General features: G+C 63.8%; 14 protein-coding genes. All 14 read left to right on the top strand.

Features of this window, described 5'->3' with window-relative positions; genetic code table 11:
• The first annotated feature begins 142 nt into the window (after nucleotides 1-142).
• Nucleotides 143-598 (top strand): division/cell wall cluster transcriptional repressor MraZ, encoded by a 456-nt coding sequence (gene mraZ / locus ACQKPZ_RS12790; protein WP_004575120.1) that lies wholly within the window; start codon nucleotides 143-145, stop codon nucleotides 596-598.
• Nucleotides 595-1,542: a 16S rRNA (cytosine(1402)-N(4))-methyltransferase RsmH gene (rsmH, locus tag ACQKPZ_RS12785; RefSeq protein ID WP_085626512.1), complete on the top strand. Its 948-nt coding sequence runs from the start codon at nucleotides 595-597 to the stop codon at nucleotides 1,540-1,542. Before mraZ ends, rsmH begins: the two co-directional genes overlap by 4 nt.
• Nucleotides 1,539-1,832, top strand: a complete 294-nt coding sequence (ftsL, locus tag ACQKPZ_RS12780) for a cell division protein FtsL (protein WP_003260787.1) — start codon at nucleotides 1,539-1,541, stop codon at nucleotides 1,830-1,832. Before rsmH ends, ftsL begins: the two co-directional genes overlap by 4 nt.
• The gene (locus ACQKPZ_RS12775; protein ID WP_391127791.1) at nucleotides 1,832-3,580 is read left to right on the top strand and encodes a peptidoglycan D,D-transpeptidase FtsI family protein; all 1,749 of its coding nucleotides are present in this window, start codon (nucleotides 1,832-1,834) and stop codon (nucleotides 3,578-3,580) included. Before ftsL ends, ACQKPZ_RS12775 begins: the two co-directional genes overlap by 1 nt.
• Entirely contained in the window at nucleotides 3,577-5,067 is a 1,491-nt protein-coding gene (gene murE / locus ACQKPZ_RS12770; protein ID WP_427538456.1) for a UDP-N-acetylmuramoyl-L-alanyl-D-glutamate--2,6-diaminopimelate ligase, read from the top strand. Before ACQKPZ_RS12775 ends, murE begins: the two co-directional genes overlap by 4 nt.
• A complete protein-coding gene (locus tag ACQKPZ_RS12765) occupies nucleotides 5,060-6,427 on the top strand; it encodes a UDP-N-acetylmuramoyl-tripeptide--D-alanyl-D-alanine ligase (RefSeq protein WP_427538453.1) in 1,368 nt (455 codons plus the stop codon). The genes murE and ACQKPZ_RS12765 overlap by 8 nt, the downstream gene beginning before the upstream one ends.
• Complete coding sequence (gene mraY / locus ACQKPZ_RS12760) at nucleotides 6,427-7,509, top strand: phospho-N-acetylmuramoyl-pentapeptide-transferase (RefSeq protein ID WP_016498046.1); 1,083 nt, start codon at nucleotides 6,427-6,429, stop codon at nucleotides 7,507-7,509. Before ACQKPZ_RS12765 ends, mraY begins: the two co-directional genes overlap by 1 nt.
• A 6-nt stretch (nucleotides 7,510-7,515) precedes the next feature.
• Complete coding sequence (gene murD, locus ACQKPZ_RS12755) at nucleotides 7,516-8,862, top strand: UDP-N-acetylmuramoyl-L-alanine--D-glutamate ligase (protein ID WP_427538450.1); 1,347 nt, start codon at nucleotides 7,516-7,518, stop codon at nucleotides 8,860-8,862.
• Entirely contained in the window at nucleotides 8,859-10,073 is a 1,215-nt protein-coding gene (gene ftsW, locus ACQKPZ_RS12750) for a putative lipid II flippase FtsW (RefSeq protein WP_060499795.1), read from the top strand. Before murD ends, ftsW begins: the two co-directional genes overlap by 4 nt.
• Entirely contained in the window at nucleotides 10,063-11,142 is a 1,080-nt protein-coding gene (murG, locus tag ACQKPZ_RS12745) for an undecaprenyldiphospho-muramoylpentapeptide beta-N-acetylglucosaminyltransferase (protein WP_391127695.1), read from the top strand. Before ftsW ends, murG begins: the two co-directional genes overlap by 11 nt.
• Nucleotides 11,135-12,583: a UDP-N-acetylmuramate--L-alanine ligase gene (gene murC, locus ACQKPZ_RS12740; RefSeq protein ID WP_427538447.1), complete on the top strand. Its 1,449-nt coding sequence runs from the start codon at nucleotides 11,135-11,137 to the stop codon at nucleotides 12,581-12,583. Before murG ends, murC begins: the two co-directional genes overlap by 8 nt.
• Nucleotides 12,580-13,536 (top strand): D-alanine--D-alanine ligase, encoded by a 957-nt coding sequence (locus ACQKPZ_RS12735; RefSeq protein ID WP_427538444.1) that lies wholly within the window; start codon nucleotides 12,580-12,582, stop codon nucleotides 13,534-13,536. The genes murC and ACQKPZ_RS12735 overlap by 4 nt, the downstream gene beginning before the upstream one ends.
• Nucleotides 13,537-13,541: 5 nt before the next feature.
• Nucleotides 13,542-14,411, top strand: coding sequence for a cell division protein FtsQ/DivIB (locus ACQKPZ_RS12730; protein ID WP_016498051.1), 870 nt, complete (start codon nucleotides 13,542-13,544; stop codon nucleotides 14,409-14,411).
• Between the two features lie 14 nt (nucleotides 14,412-14,425).
• Nucleotides 14,426-14,987 (top strand): cell division protein FtsA (gene ftsA / locus ACQKPZ_RS12725; protein WP_427538441.1); only part of this gene is annotated, 562 nt, incomplete at its 3' end.

Below are 14,987 nucleotides of genomic sequence, written 5' to 3'. Positions count from 1 at the left end.
ATCTCCGTCCTGTAAGGCTTTTCCTTATGAACGTGCCTTGACGGTGCTGCGGGCGGATTCCTATAGTGTGCGCAAGTGGCAGAAAGTGGGATGAAGTGGGTTTTCTGGCACAAAAAAGCTAACATTGTGGGGAATCGCAGCCGTGTTCCGCGGAGCCAACGCCGTCAGCCTCGATGCAAAGGGCCGTCTCGCCATGCCGAGCCGGTACCGTGACGAGCTCGATTCGCGTTGCAATGGCCAGCTGATCGTGACCATTGATGCCGTTGATCCCTGCTTGTGTGTTTATCCCCTCGATGAGTGGGAGCAGATAGAAGCCAAGTTGCGTGCCTTGCCGTCGTTGCGTGAGGAAAACCGCCGCCTGCAGCGTTTGCTGATCGGCAATGCGGTTGACCTGGAGCTCGATGGCAGTGGTCGTTTCCTGGTGCCGCCCCGCCTGCGTGAGTACGCCAAGCTCGACAAGAAGGCGATGCTGGTGGGGCAACTGAACAAATTCCAGCTGTGGGACGAAGATGCCTGGAACGCGGTTTCGGCAGCCGACCTTGCAGCTATTCAACAACCGGGCGCCATGCCCGACGAATTGCGTGACCTGATCCTGTGACCATAGATAGCGGCTTCAACCACATTACCGTCCTGCTCGACGAGGCTGTCGAGGCATTGGCCCTGCGCGCCGACGGTTGCTATCTGGACGGCACGTTTGGCCGTGGCGGACACAGCCGGCTGATTCTCAGCAAGCTCGGGCCGCAAGGGCGGCTGCTGGGCTTCGATAAAGATCCACAGGCGATTGCCACGGGGCAAGCGCTGGCGGCCGAAGACGGCCGCTTTGTCATTGTGCAGCGCAGCTTTGCCGAGCTGGGCGCGGAAGTGGCCGAGCGCGGCCTGCACGGCAAGGTCAGCGGTGTGCTGCTGGACCTGGGCGTGTCCTCGCCGCAACTGGATGACCCCGAGCGTGGCTTCAGCTTCCTCAATGATGGCCCGCTGGACATGCGCATGAACCCGGACCAGGGCATCAGTGCCGCCGAGTTTATCGCCACGGCGCCTGTGGAAGAAATTGCCCGCGTCTTCAAGGAGTACGGTGAAGAGCGCTTCGCTGGCCGCATGGCGCGTGCCGTGGTTGAGCGCCGTGAAAAGCAGCCGTTCACCCGTACTGCCGACCTGGCAGAGGTGCTCAAGGTGGCCAACCCTGCCTGGGAAAAAGGCAAGAACCCGGCTACCCGTGCCTTCCAGGGCCTTCGTATCCACGTCAACAACGAGCTGGGCGACCTTGAGGCCGGCCTTGAGGCGGCGCTCGATGCGCTCGAAGTGGGTGGTCGCCTGGCGGTCATCAGCTTCCACTCGCTGGAAGACCGTATCGTGAAGCTGTTCATGCGCAAGCTGGTAAAGGGCGAGGCCGACAACCTGCCACGCAACCTGCCGGTACAGCACAAGGTCTTCGAGCCGAAAATCAAGCTTATAGGCAAGGCCCAGTTCGCTTCCGAAGCCGAACTCAAGGCCAACCCCCGGTCGCGTAGCGCCGTGATGCGTGTGGCGGAGAAGCTGCGGTGAGCAGGCTGTTTGCCAAGCCTTTGCCAGGCGGAAGCTTCCTGATGCTTCTGCTGTTCGTTGCCGTGCTGGTTTCGGCCATTGCCGTGTCTTACAGCGCGCACTGGAACCGCCAGTTGCTCAACACCCTGTACGGTGAGTTGAACGAGCGCGACAAGGCCCAGGCCGAGTGGGGCCGGCTGATTCTTGAGCAGAGCACCTGGACTGCCGCCAGCCGTATCGAGAACCTGGCGTCCGAGCAGTTGAAGATGCGCGTGCCTTCGGCTGACGAAGTACGGATGGTGGCACCATGATGAAGCTCGAAGGCGCACTCTACCCGTGGCGCTTCCGCGTGGTAATCGGCTTGCTGGCCATCATGGTGGGTGCCATCTGCTGGCGCATCATCGACCTGCAGGTGGTCGACCGTGACTTCCTCAAGGGCCAGGGCGATGCGCGCAGCCTGCGTCATATTCCTATCCCGGCGCACCGCGGCCTGATTACCGACCGCAACGGTGAACCGCTGGCCGTGAGTACCCCGGTTACCACCCTGTGGGCCAACCCCAAGGAAATGCAGGCGTCCAGGGACCGTTGGCCACAGCTGGCTGCGGCGCTGGGGCAAAACCCGCAGCAGCTCACCGAGCGCCTGACCCAGCAGGCGAGCAAAGAGTTCATCTACCTGGTCCGCGGCCTGACCCCGGAACAGGGCCAGCATGTGCTCGACCTGAAAGTGCCAGGTGTGTACGGCCTGGAAGAATTCCGCCGCTTCTATCCTGCCGGTGATGTCACGGCGCACATGGTCGGGTTCACCGACCTCGACGACCATGGTCGCGAGGGTGTGGAGCTGGCCTATGACGAATGGCTGGCCGGCGTGCCGGGCAAGCGGCAGGTGATCAAGGACCGGCGCGGCCGGCTGATCAAGGACATCCAGGTAACCAAGAACGCCAAGGCCGGTAAGACCTTGGCGTTGTCGATAGACCTGCGCCTGCAGTACCTGGCCACCCGCGAACTGCGTAATGCCATTGCCGAACAGGACGCCAAGGCCGGCAGCCTGGTGATCATGGACGTCAAGACCGGTGAGGTCCTGGCCATGGTCAACCAGCCGACCTACAACCCCAACAACCGCCGCAGCATGTTCCCGGCGGCCATGCGTAACCGGGCGATCATCGACGTGTTCGAGCCCGGTTCCACGGTCAAGCCGATCTCCATGAGCGCGGCCCTGCAGAGCGGCCGCTGGAAGCCGACCGACAAGGTCGAAGTCTACCCGGGCAGCCTGCAGATCGGCCGCTACACCATCAAGGACGTATCGCGCAGCGAGGGCCCGATCCTCGACCTGACCGGTATCCTGATCAACTCCAGTAACGTCGGCATGAGCAAGATCGCCTTCGACATCGGTGGCGAGGCCATTTACCGGGTCATGTCCCAGGTTGGCCTGGGCCAGTATACCGGCCTTGGCTTCCCGGGTGAGCGCGTCGGCAACTTGCCTAACCACCGCGAGTGGCGCAAGGCCGAGACCGCGACGCTGTCCTACGGCTACGGCGTGTCGGTGACCGCCCTGCAATTGGTGCATGCCTACGCGGCACTGGCCAACGACGGCAAGATGGTGCCGCTGTCGATTCTCAAGGTCGACCAGCCGCCGGAAGCGGTGCAAGCCATTCCGAAGGAAACCGCCGAAACCGTTCAGGGCATGTTGCAGCAGGTGATCGAAGCGCCCCGCGGCGTGTTCCGTGCCCAGGTGCCGTTCTATCACGTGGCCGGCAAGTCCGGTACCGCACGTAAGGCCACCGTGGGTTCCAAGGGCTACACCGAAAACGCCTACCGCTCGCTGTTCGCTGGCTTCGGGCCAATGAGCGACCCGCGATACGCCATCGTCGTGGTCATCGACGAGCCGGGCAAAGGCGGCTACTTCGGTGGCCTGGTTTCGGCGCCAGTGTTCAGCAAGGTCATGTCCGGCACCCTGCGTTTGATGAACGTACCGCCAGACAACCTGCCGCCACCTGCGCCAGCAGCGCCCGCCGGGCAATCGCAAGTCAATGCAGCAGACGCCAAGGGAGGGCGTGGATGATGACAATGCCATTAAGCAAACTTTTCGCCCACGCCAGCCGTGACCCGCTGATCCGTGAGCTGACCCTGGACAGCCGCAGTGTGCGCCCGGGCGACCTGTTCCTGGCTGTGCCGGGCGCCAAGGTCGATGGCCGCGAGCACATCGCTGATGCCTTGGCCCGTGGCGCTGCCGCCGTGGCCTATGAAGAGCAGGGCGCCAATGTGCTGCCGCTGACTGACGTGCCGCTGATTCCGGTGAAGGGCCTGATTGCGCAGCTGTCCGAGATTGCTGGCCGTTTCTATGGCGAGCCCAGCCGCCAGTTGAACCTGGTGGGCGTGACCGGCACCAACGGCAAGACCAGCGTGACCCAGCTGGTGGCGCAGGCACTGGACCTGCTCGGCCAGCGCTGCGGCCTGATCGGCACGTTGGGTACAGGCTTTTTTGGCGAACTGCAGAGCGGCCGGTTGACCACGCCAGACCCGATCGCCGTGCAGTCGACGCTCAATGACCTCAAGAAAGGTGGCGCCAAGGCCGTGGCCATGGAAGTTTCCTCCCATGCCCTGGAACAAGGCCGGGTTGCCGCGCTGGAATTCGACATCGCGGTCATGACCAACCTGTCGCGTGACCACCTCGATTACCATGGCAGCATGCAGGCCTACGAGGCCGCCAAGGCCAAGTTGTTCGCCTGGCCGAGCCTGCGTTGCCAGGTGGTCAACCTGGATGATGACTTCGGTCGTCGTCTGGCTGACGATTTTGCCCGCAAGCCGATGACCGATCGTATCGAGACCCGGCTGATCAGCTATAGCCTGGAAAACCAGGACGCGTCGCTGTTCTGCCCTGAGGCCAGGTTTGATGACGATGGCGTCCGCGCCACGCTCGTCACCAGCCAAGGTGAGCGCACCCTGCGCAGCCAGTTGCTGGGCCGCTTCAACCTCAGCAACATGCTCGCCGCCGTAGCTACGCTGTTGGCCCTGGACTATTCGCTGGACGAAATCCTCAAGGTCACCCCGCAACTGCAAGGGCCGGTAGGCCGCATGCAGCGCCTGGGTGGCGGCGACAAGCCACTGGTGGTGGTCGACTACGCGCACACCCCGGATGCCCTGGAAAAGGTGCTCGAAGCCCTGCGCCCGCACGCCCACGGCAAGCTGCTGTGCCTGTTTGGCTGCGGCGGCGACCGTGACCGCGGCAAGCGCCCACTGATGGCCGAAGTGGCCGAGCGCCTGGCCGACCGCGTGGTGGTCACCGATGACAACCCGCGTACCGAAGACCCGCTGCGTATCTTTGACGACATCCGTCCTGGTTTCACCGGGCCTGGCAGCGTCGAGTTCGTTGCCGGTCGTGGCGAGGCCATTGCGCACCTGATTGCCACCGCCGCTGCCAACGATGTGATCGTGCTGGCCGGCAAGGGGCATGAGGATTACCAGGAGATCAATGGCGAGCGCCATGATTTTTCCGACCTGATCGAAGCCGAGAAGGCACTTGCAGCCTGGGAGGCTCCACATGCTTAAGCCGCTGTCACTCAGCCAGCTGACCACAGCACTGAGTGGTCAACAAATCGGTGGCGACGCCACGTTCACCGGTGTCAGCATCGACAGCCGCAGCGTCGGTGCCGGGCAGCTGTTCGTGGCCCTGGCCGGCCCGCGTTTCGATGGTCATGACTACCTGGCCGATGTAAAAGCCAAAGGCGCAGTCGCTGCCCTGGTCGAACGCGCAGTGGTCGGTGTCGACCTGCCGCAGTTGCTGGTCAAGGATTGCCGTGTAGCGCTCGGCCAGCTCGGCGCACTGAACCGTGCTGCGTTCGACAAGCCTGTTGTGGCCATTACCGGCTCCAGCGGCAAGACCACGGTCAAGGAAATGCTCGCCAGCATCCTGCGTACCCGTGGCCTGGTGCACGCCACCCGCGGCAACCTGAACAACGACCTCGGTGCGCCGCTGACCTTGCTGGAGATTGCCCCGGAGCACAGCGCTGCGGTGATCGAGCTGGGTGCGTCGCGCATAGGTGAGATTCGCTACACCGTTGGCCTGACCCAACCTCAGGTGGTCATCATCAACAACGCCGGTACCGCCCACGTTGGCGAGTTCGGCGGCCCGGAGAAAATCGTTGAAGCCAAGGGCGAAATCCTTGAAGGCCTGGGCGAGGGCGGCATCGCCATCCTTAACCTGGACGACAAGGCTTTCTCCATCTGGAAGGCGCGTGCCGGTGCACACAGCGTCATCAGTTTTGCCCGCAGTAATCCGCAGGCCGACTTCTACGCCACGGACATCGGTCGCGATGCCCGTGGTTGCCCGTCTTTCAAGCTGCATGGCGCCGGTGGAACGGTAGCTGTGCAACTCAATGTGCTGGGTGAGCACAACGTCAGCAATGCGCTGGCCGCCGCCGCCGCTGCCCATGCCGTTGGTCTGAGCCTGAGCGGCATCGCCGCGGGCCTGGCTGCCGTGCAACCGGTCAAGGGCCGTACCGTGGCGCAGATCGCGCCGAACGGTGTGCGGGTGATCGACGATAGTTACAACGCAAATCCCACCTCCATGTGTGCGGCCATTGATATACTCGCCGGCTTTTCCGGGCGCACCGTTCTGGTGCTTGGGGATATCGGCGAACTGGGGCAATGGGCGGAAGAAGGCCACCGTCAGGTGGGTGACTACGCGCGTGGCAAGGTAGATGCCCTGTACGCAGTGGGTTCCAACATGACACATGCGGTCAAGGCGTTCGGCGCCAATGGCCGTCATTTCGCTACTCAAGCTGAGCTGATCGACGCGGTTAGCGCCGAAAGTGCCAGCGACACCACAATCTTGATCAAGGGCTCGCGCAGCGCTGCGATGGAAAACGTCGTGGCGGCATTGTGCGGTGCCAGCGGGGAGAAACATTAATGCTGCTGCTGTTGGCCGAGTATCTGCAACAGTTCCATAAAGGCTTCGCAGTCTTCCAGTACCTGTCCCTGCGCGGGATTCTTGGTGTACTGACCGCGTTGTCGCTGGCGCTGTGGCTGGGGCCGTGGATGATCCGTACCCTGCAAATTCGCCAGATCGGCCAGGCCGTGCGTAACGACGGCCCGCAATCGCACCTGTCCAAGTCCGGTACCCCGACCATGGGTGGCGCGCTGATCCTGTCAGCCATTGCCATCAGCACGCTGCTGTGGGCGGACCTGAGCAATCGCTACGTCTGGGTGGTGTTGATCGTTACCCTGGCGTTCGGCGCCATCGGCTGGGTCGACGACTACCGCAAGGTGATCGAAAAGAACTCCCGTGGCCTGCCAAGCCGCTGGAAGTACTTCTGGCAGTCGGTGTTCGGCCTGGCTGCAGCCGTGTTCCTGTACAAGACCGCGCCAACCAGCGTCGAGACCACGCTGATCCTGCCGTTCATCAAGGATGTCACCATCCCGCTGGGCGTTGGCTTCGTCGTACTGACCTACTTCGTCATCGTCGGCTCCAGCAACGCGGTCAACCTTACTGACGGCCTCGACGGCCTGGCAATCATGCCAACGGTGATGGTCGGCGGCGCCCTGGGCATCTTCTGCTACCTGTCGGGTAACGTGAAGTTCGCCGAATACCTGCTGATTCCTTACGTGCCGGGCTCGGGCGAGCTGATCGTGTTCTGCGGCGCGCTGATCGGCGCCGGCCTGGGCTTCCTGTGGTTCAACACCTACCCGGCACAAGTGTTCATGGGTGACGTCGGTGCGCTGGCGCTGGGTGCCGCACTGGGCACCATTGCGGTGATCGTCCGCCAGGAAATCGTCCTGTTCATCATGGGCGGCATCTTCGTTGTGGAAACCCTGTCGGTGGTAATCCAGGTTGCCTCCTTCAAGCTGACCGGCAAGCGCGTGTTCCGCATGGCGCCGATCCACCACCACTTTGAACTCAAGGGCTGGCCAGAGCCACGGGTGATCGTCCGCTTCTGGATTATCACCGTGATCCTGGTGCTGATCGGCCTTGCAACCCTGAAACTGAGGTAGATGAGCGTGTCCCTGATCGCTTCCGACCAATTCCGCATCGTTGTCGGCCTCGGCAAGAGCGGCATGTCCCTGGTTCGCTTCCTGGCGAGCCGGGGCATTGCCTTTGCGGTCGCCGACACCCGCGAGCAACCGCCGGAACTGGACACCCTGCGCCGTGATTACCCGCAGGTGGAAGTGCGCTGTGGCGAGCTGGACGTCGACTTCCTGTGCCGCGCCAACGAACTGTACGTGAGCCCCGGCCTTGCCCTGGCTACCCCGGCGCTGCAACAGGCCGCCGCGCGCGGCGTGAAACTGTCCGGTGATATCGAACTGTTCGCCCGCTACGCCAAGGCGCCGATCATTGCCATCAGCGGTTCCAACGCCAAGAGCACCGTTACCACCCTTGTTGGCGAAATGGCCGCCAAGGCAGGCAAGCGCGTGGCGGTGGGCGGCAACCTCGGCACCCCGGCGCTGGACCTGCTGGCCGATGACGTGGAGTTGTACGTGCTGGAGCTGTCCAGCTTCCAGCTGGAAACCACAGACCAGCTCAATGCTGAAGTGGCCACTGTGCTGAACATCAGCGAAGACCACATGGACCGCTACAGCGGGCTGCCGGCGTACCACCTGGCCAAGCACCGGATTTTCCGCGGCGCCAAGCAGGTGGTGGTCAACCGCCAGGACGCTCTCAGCCGGCCGCTGCCGGTGGAAGGCCGCCCATGCTGGACCTTCGGCCTCAACCAGCCGGACTTCAAGGCCTTTGGCCTGCGTGAAGTCGACGGTGAGAAATACCTGGCATTCGAGTTCCAGGCGCTGATGCCGGCGCGCGAGCTGAAGGTTCGTGGTGCCCACAACCAGAGCAACGCATTGGCAGCCTTGGCGCTGGGGCATGCCGCAGGCCTTGCGTTCGAGCCCATGCTCGAAGCCCTGCGCGAGTTCGGTGGCCTGGCCCACCGCTGCCAGTGGGTACGTGAGCGTAACGGTGTGAACTGGTACGACGATTCCAAGGCCACCAACGTCGGCGCTGCCCTGGCTGCCATCGAGGGCCTGGGTGCCGATATCGAAGGCAAGCTGGTGCTGATCGCCGGTGGCGACGGTAAAGGTGCCGAATTCACGGCGCTGCGCGAGCCGGTCAAGCGCTTCTGCCGCGCAGTGGTATTGCTGGGTCGCGATGCCGAGCGCCTGGCCGAAGCCCTGGGCGATGACGTGCCGCTTGTTCGGGTCAAGACCCTCGACGAGGCCGTGCAACAGTGCGCCGAACTGGCCCGGGCCGGTGACGCCGTGCTGCTGTCGCCGGCGTGCGCCAGCCTGGACATGTTCAAGAACTTTGAAGAGCGTGGGCGCCTGTTCGCCCAGGCAGCGGGGGGGCTTGCATGATCTTCGGCATCTTCAAACCCTACCCGTCGCCGCTGATCAGTGGCCGCGGCATCGACCTGGACTTCCCGATGCTGGCCGGCTGCCTGGCGCTGCTGGGCCTGGGCCTGGTGATGATCACCTCGGCGTCCTCGGAAGTGGCTGCGGTGCAGTCGGGCAACCCGCTGTACCACATGTTCCGCCACCTCGTTTACGTGTTCCTTGGCCTGGTAGCCTGTGGTGCGACCATGCTGGTGCCAATCGCCACCTGGCAGCGCATGGGTTTCATGATGCTGCTGGGCGCCTTCGGCCTGCTGGTGCTGGTGCTGGTACCGGGTATCGGCCGTGAAGTGAACGGCTCCATGCGCTGGATCGGCTTCAGCTTCTTCAACGTCCAGCCTTCGGAAATCGCCAAGGTGTTCGTGGTCGTCTACCTGGCCGGTTACCTGGTACGCAGGCAGACCGAGGTGCGCGAAACCTGGATGGGCTTCTTCAAGCCGTTCATCGTACTGCTGCCCATGGCTGCCTTGCTGCTGATGGAGCCGGACTTCGGCGCCACCGTGGTAATGATGGGTGCGGCAGCGGCCATGCTGTTCCTCGGTGGGGTGGGGCTGTTCCGCTTCAGCCTGATGGTGGTGTTGGCGGTGCTGGCGGTGTTTGTTCTGGTGCAGGCGCAGCCGTACCGGATGGCGCGGCTGATCACCTTCACCGACCCGTGGTCTGACCAGTTCGGTTCGGGCTATCAGTTGACCCAGGCACTGATTGCCTTCGGTCGGGGCGAATGGCTGGGCGTTGGGCTGGGCAATAGCGTGCAGAAGCAGTTCTACCTGCCCGAAGCACATACCGACTTCGTGTTCTCGGTACTGGCAGAAGAGCTGGGTGTAGTCGGCTCGCTGGTGACCATTGCGTTGTTCGTGTTCGTCACTGTGCGTGCCCTGTACATCGGCCTGTGGGCCGAGAAGGCCAAGCAGTTCTTTGCCGCCTATGTGGCCTTTGGCCTGGCGTTCCTGTGGATCGGCCAGTTCCTGATCAACATCGGGGTGAACGTCGGCCTGCTGCCGACCAAGGGCCTGACCTTGCCATTCCTCAGCTACGGCGGCAGTTCGTTGGTGATCTGCTGCGCATGCGTGGGCTTGTTACTGCGCATCGAGTGGGAAAGCCGCACGCACCTTGGCAGCGAGGAACACGAATTCAGCGAAAGCGATTTTGCCGAGGAGACCAGTCATGGCCGCTGACGGCAAGAACGTACTGATCATGGCAGGCGGCACCGGGGGCCATGTGTTCCCGGCCCTGGCATGCGCCCGGGAGTTCCAGGCACGCGGTTATACCGTGCACTGGCTCGGCACCCCACGCGGTATCGAGAACGAGCTGGTGCCCCAGGCCGGCTTGCCGCTGCACCTGATCCAGGTCAGCGGCCTGCGTGGCAAAAGCAAACTGTCTTTGCTCAAGGCACCGTTCACCCTGGTCAAGGCTGTGCTGCAGGCGCGGCGTATCATTCGCCAGCTCAAGCCGGTCTGCGTACTGGGCTTTGGCGGCTACGTGACCGGCCCCGGCGGCGTGGCCGCACGGCTGTGCGGCGTGCCGTTGGTGATCCACGAGCAGAACGCCCGGGCCGGTACCGCCAATCGGTTGTTGATGCCACTCTCGGCGCGGGTCTGCGAAGCTTTCCCCAACACCTTCGAGGCCAGCGACAAACGTCGTACCACCGGCAACCCGGTGCGCCCGGAGCTGTTCATGGACGCGCAACGCGCACCCCTGGCCGAGCGCCGTGCACGCCTGCTGGTACTCGGTGGCAGCCTGGGTGCGGAACCATTGAACAAATTGTTGCCTAAGGCCCTGTCTGAAGTACCCGCTGCTTTGCGGCCAGAAGTATTCCACCAGGCCGGCAAGCAACATGCACCGATTACCGCCGAGCGTTATCACGAGGCGGGCGTCGAGGCTCAGGTAGAGCCCTTCATCAAGGACATGGCCCAAGCCTATGGCTGGGCCGACATGGTGGTGTGCCGGGCCGGTGCCCTGACCGTCAGCGAGCTGGCGGCAGCGGGCCTGCCTTCGATGCTGGTGCCTTTGCCCCACGCCATCGACGACCACCAGACCCACAACGCCCAATATCTGGCCCGTGAAGGCGCTGCCTTCCTGATGCCACAAGCGACAACTGGCGCAGCGCAGCTCGCTGAACGCCTGAACGAGGTGCTGATGCAACCCGAGAAACTCAACGTCATGGCAGGCACCGCACGGCGCCTGGCCAAACCTGCTGCAACCAGCACCGTGGTCGATATCTGCCTGGAGGTGGCCCATGGTTGAAAGCCAGAAAGCCATGCCCCAGCCGAAGATGGGCCGTATCCGCCGCATTCACTTCGTCGGTATCGGCGGCGTCGGCATGTGCGGTATCGCCGAAGTGTTGCTGAACCTGGGCTATGAAGTGTCCGGCTCGGACCTTAAGGCCTCGCCAGTTACCGAGCGCCTCGAATCGTTCGGTGCCGAAATCTTCGTCGGCCACCGCGCCGAGAACGCCGCCACCGCCGATGTGCTGGTAGTGTCCAGCGCCATCAACCCGGCCAACCCGGAAGTGGCCACCGCCCTCGAGCGGCGCATTCCGGTGGTGCCGCGTGCCGAGATGCTCGCCGAACTGATGCGCTACCGCCATGGTGTGGCCGTTGCCGGTACCCACGGCAAGACCACCACCACCAGCCTGCTGGCCTCGGTGTTCGCCGCCGGCGGCCTGGACCCGACGTTCGTCATCGGTGGCCGGCTGACCGCTGCCGGCACCAATGCCCAGTTGGGCACCAGCCGCTACCTGATCGCCGAAGCCGACGAGAGCGACGCCAGCTTCCTGCATTTGCAGCCGATGGTGGCCGTGGTCACCAATATCGACGCCGACCACATGGCGACCTACGAAGGTGACTTCAACAAGCTGAAGAAAACCTTCGTCGAGTTCCTGCACAACCTGCCGTTCTATGGCCTGGCCGTGATGTGCCTGGACGACCCGGTGGTACGCGAAATCCTGCCACAGGTGAAGCGCCCGACCGTGACCTATGGCTTCAGCGAAGAGGCCGACATCCGCGCCATCAACGTGCGCCAGCAGGGCATGCAGACCCACTTCACCGTGCTGCGCCGTGACCGCGAGCCGCTTGAGGTGTCGGTGAACATGCCCGGCAACCACAACGTGCTCAACGCCCTGGCCACCATCGCCATCGCCACTGACGAAGGCATTACCGACGAGGCCATCATCCAGGGCCTTTCCGGCTTCCAGGGTGTCGGCCGACGCTTCCAGGTGTACGGCGAACTGCCAGTCGAAGGCGGCAGCGTGATGCTGGTCGACGACTACGGCCACCACCCGACCGAAGTGGCTGCGGTGATCAAGGCCGTGCGCGGAGGCTGGCCAAGCCGCCGCCTGGTGATCGTCTACCAGCCGCACCGTTACAGCCGTACCCGTGACTTGTACGACGATTTCGTCCAGGTGCTGGGCGATGCCAACGTGCTGCTGCTGATGGAAGTGTACCCGGCCGGCGAAGAGCCGATCCCGGGTGCCGACAGCCGCCAGCTGTGCCACAGCATCCGCCAGCGCGGCAAGCTGGACCCGATCTACATCGAACGTGGTGCCGAGCTGGCGCCGTTGGTCAAGCCGCTGCTGCGCCCGGGCGACATCCTGATCTGCCAGGGTGCCGGTGATGTTGGCGGGCTGGCCCCGCAGTTGATGAAAAGCCCGCTGTTCGCTGGCGCCAAGCAGGAGAAGTCGAAATGACCAGCGCCTACGACAAGCTGCACTCCACCCTGGACGTAAAAGCGTTCGGCCGCGTAGCCGTGCTGTACGGCGGCAAGAGCGCCGAGCGTGAAGTGTCGCTGAAGTCCGGCGCAGCGGTAATCGACGCGCTGACCACGGCCGGCGTCGACGTGGTTGCCATCGACGTCGGTGACGACCTGCTCGACCGCCTGCAGAGCGAGAAGATCGACCGCGCCTTCATCATCCTCCACGGCCGTGGCGGTGAAGACGGCAGCATGCAAGGCCTGCTGGAGTGCCTGGGCATTCCCTACACCGGCAGTGGCATCCTTGCCTCGGCGCTGGCCATGGACAAGCTGCGCACCAAGCAGGTGTGGCAGAGCCTGGGTATTCCGACCCCGCGCCACGCCGTGTTGGCGAGCGAAAGCGATTGTTTGCAAGCCAGTACGGAACTGGGCTTCCCGCTTATCGTCAAACCCGCCCATGAAGGCTCTAGCATCGGCATGGCCAAGGTGAACAGCGCCCAGGAACTGGTCGCCGCCTGGCAGGACGCCGCTCAATACGATTCCCAGGTACTGGTGGAGCAGTGGATCCACGGCCCGGAGTTCACCATCGCGGTACTGCGCGGCCAGGTGCTGCCGCCGATCGCCCTGGGTACGCCGCACGTGTTCTACGACTACGACGCCAAGTACATCGCCAACGATACCCAGTACCGCATCCCGTGCGGCCTGGATAGCGTCAAGGAACAGGAACTGATCGACCTGACCGCGCGCGCCTGTGATGCCATCGGCATCGAAGGCTGGGGGCGGTTGGACGTGATGCAGGACGAGCAGGGCCGGTTCTGGCTGCTCGAAGTCAACACCGCACCGGGCATGACTGATCATAGCCTGGTGCCCATGGCGGCCCGCGCGGCAGGCCTGGACTTCCAGCAACTGGTGCTGGCGATCCTGGCTGAAAGCGTGGCGACGCGAGGTTAACCACCATGCAAGGCGCGATGATACGTCAGCAGCAACCCGTTACCGGCCGCAGCAAGCCGGTGCCACGTGGTGCCAGCCGGCTGGTGGCCGACGAGCCCGTATCGGCGCGCCTGCCGCGGCCAAGCCTGGGTGGCCTCAAGCGCCTGCTGTGGCCGGTGCTGCTGGTGGCGGCAGGCTTTGGTGCTTATGAGGGCGCCATTCGCCTGATGCCGTATGCAGACCGGCCGATCACCAAGATCGATGTGCAGGGCGACCTCAGCTACATCAGCCAGCAGTCGGTGCAGCAACGTATAGCGCCCTACGTGGCGGCGAGCTTCTTCAGCGTCGACCTGCCGGCGATGCGCGCCGAGCTTGAGCAGATGCCGTGGATTGCCCACGCCGAAGTGCGCCGGGTGTGGCCCGACGAGGTGGTGATCCGCCTTGAGGAGCAACTGCCGGTGGCACGCTGGGGTGACGAAGCCTTGCTCAACAACCAGGGCCAGGCTTTCACTCCGCGCGAGCTGGCCAACTACGAGCACCTGCCGCAGCTGGCCGGGCCGCAGCGTGCCCAGCAACAAGTCATGCAGCAGTATCAGGTATTGAGCCAGATGCTGCGCCCCATGGGCTTTTCCATCGCTCGCCTGGAGCTGCGCGAGCGAGGCAGCTGGTTCCTGACCACCGGTGCGAGCAGCGCCGGGCCGGGCATCGAGCTGCTGCTGGGGCGCGACCATCTGGTGGAGAAGATGCGCCGTTTCATCGCCATTTACGACAAGACACTCAAAGACCAGATCACCACTATCGCCCGCATTGATCTGCGTTATTCCAACGGACTTGCCGTTGGCTGGCGGGAACCGATTGCACCGACGACGGCCCAACCCGCCGTTGCGAAGAATTAGAGAGAGGCAGGACCATGGCAAACGCGCATAGCGGCAAAATGATCGTCGGGCTGGACATTGGCACCTCCAAGGTGGTGGCGCTGGTGGGCGAAGTGGGCGAAGACGGCACCCTGGAAATCGTCGGGATCGGCACCCATCCGTCCCGCGGCCTGAAGAAAGGCGTGGTGGTGAACATCGAGTCCACCGTGCAGTCGATCCAGCGCGCCGTGGAAGAAGCGCAGCTGATGGCCGGCTGCCGTATCCACTCGGCGTTCGTTGGCGTGGCCGGCAACCACATCCGCAGCCTGAACTCTCACGGCATCGTCGCCATCCGCGACCGCGAGGTCAGCCTGGCCGACCTGGAGCGCGTGCTCGACGCCGCCCAGGCCGTGGCGATTCCGGCCGACCAGCGCGTGCTGCACACCCTGCCGCAGGATTACGTGATCGACAACCAGGAAGGCGTGCGCGAGCCACTGGGCATGTCGGGCGTGCGCCTGGAAGCCAAGGTGCATGTGGTCACTTGTGCCGTGAATGCTGCGCAGAACATCGAGAAGTGCGTACGCCGCTGTGGCCTGGAAATCGACGACATCATCCTCG

Source organism: Pseudomonas sp. NPDC089547 (assembly GCF_050280665.1).
Lineage (GTDB): Bacteria > Pseudomonadota > Gammaproteobacteria > Pseudomonadales > Pseudomonadaceae > Aquipseudomonas.
The sequence above is the reverse complement of the archived record's forward strand: the minus strand, read 5'-3'. Positions and strand labels throughout refer to the sequence as shown.

Excerpts from the sequence above, each read along its gene's own strand:
- ACQKPZ_RS12775 (WP_391127791.1), top strand. The coding sequence starts at position 1,832 with ATGAAGCTCGAAGGCGCACTCTACCCGTGGCGCTTCCGCGTGGTAATC.
- murE (WP_427538456.1), top strand. The coding sequence starts at position 3,577 with ATGATGACAATGCCATTAAGCAAACTTTTCGCCCACGCCAGCCGTGAC.
- ACQKPZ_RS12765 (WP_427538453.1), top strand. The coding sequence starts at position 5,060 with ATGCTTAAGCCGCTGTCACTCAGCCAGCTGACCACAGCACTGAGTGGT.
- mraY (WP_016498046.1), top strand. The coding sequence starts at position 6,427 with ATGCTGCTGCTGTTGGCCGAGTATCTGCAACAGTTCCATAAAGGCTTC.
- ftsW (WP_060499795.1), top strand. The coding sequence starts at position 8,859 with ATGATCTTCGGCATCTTCAAACCCTACCCGTCGCCGCTGATCAGTGGC.
- murG (WP_391127695.1), top strand. The coding sequence starts at position 10,063 with ATGGCCGCTGACGGCAAGAACGTACTGATCATGGCAGGCGGCACCGGG.
- murC (WP_427538447.1), top strand. The coding sequence starts at position 11,135 with ATGGTTGAAAGCCAGAAAGCCATGCCCCAGCCGAAGATGGGCCGTATC.
- ACQKPZ_RS12735 (WP_427538444.1), top strand. The coding sequence starts at position 12,580 with ATGACCAGCGCCTACGACAAGCTGCACTCCACCCTGGACGTAAAAGCG.
- ACQKPZ_RS12730 (WP_016498051.1), top strand. The coding sequence starts at position 13,542 with ATGCAAGGCGCGATGATACGTCAGCAGCAACCCGTTACCGGCCGCAGC.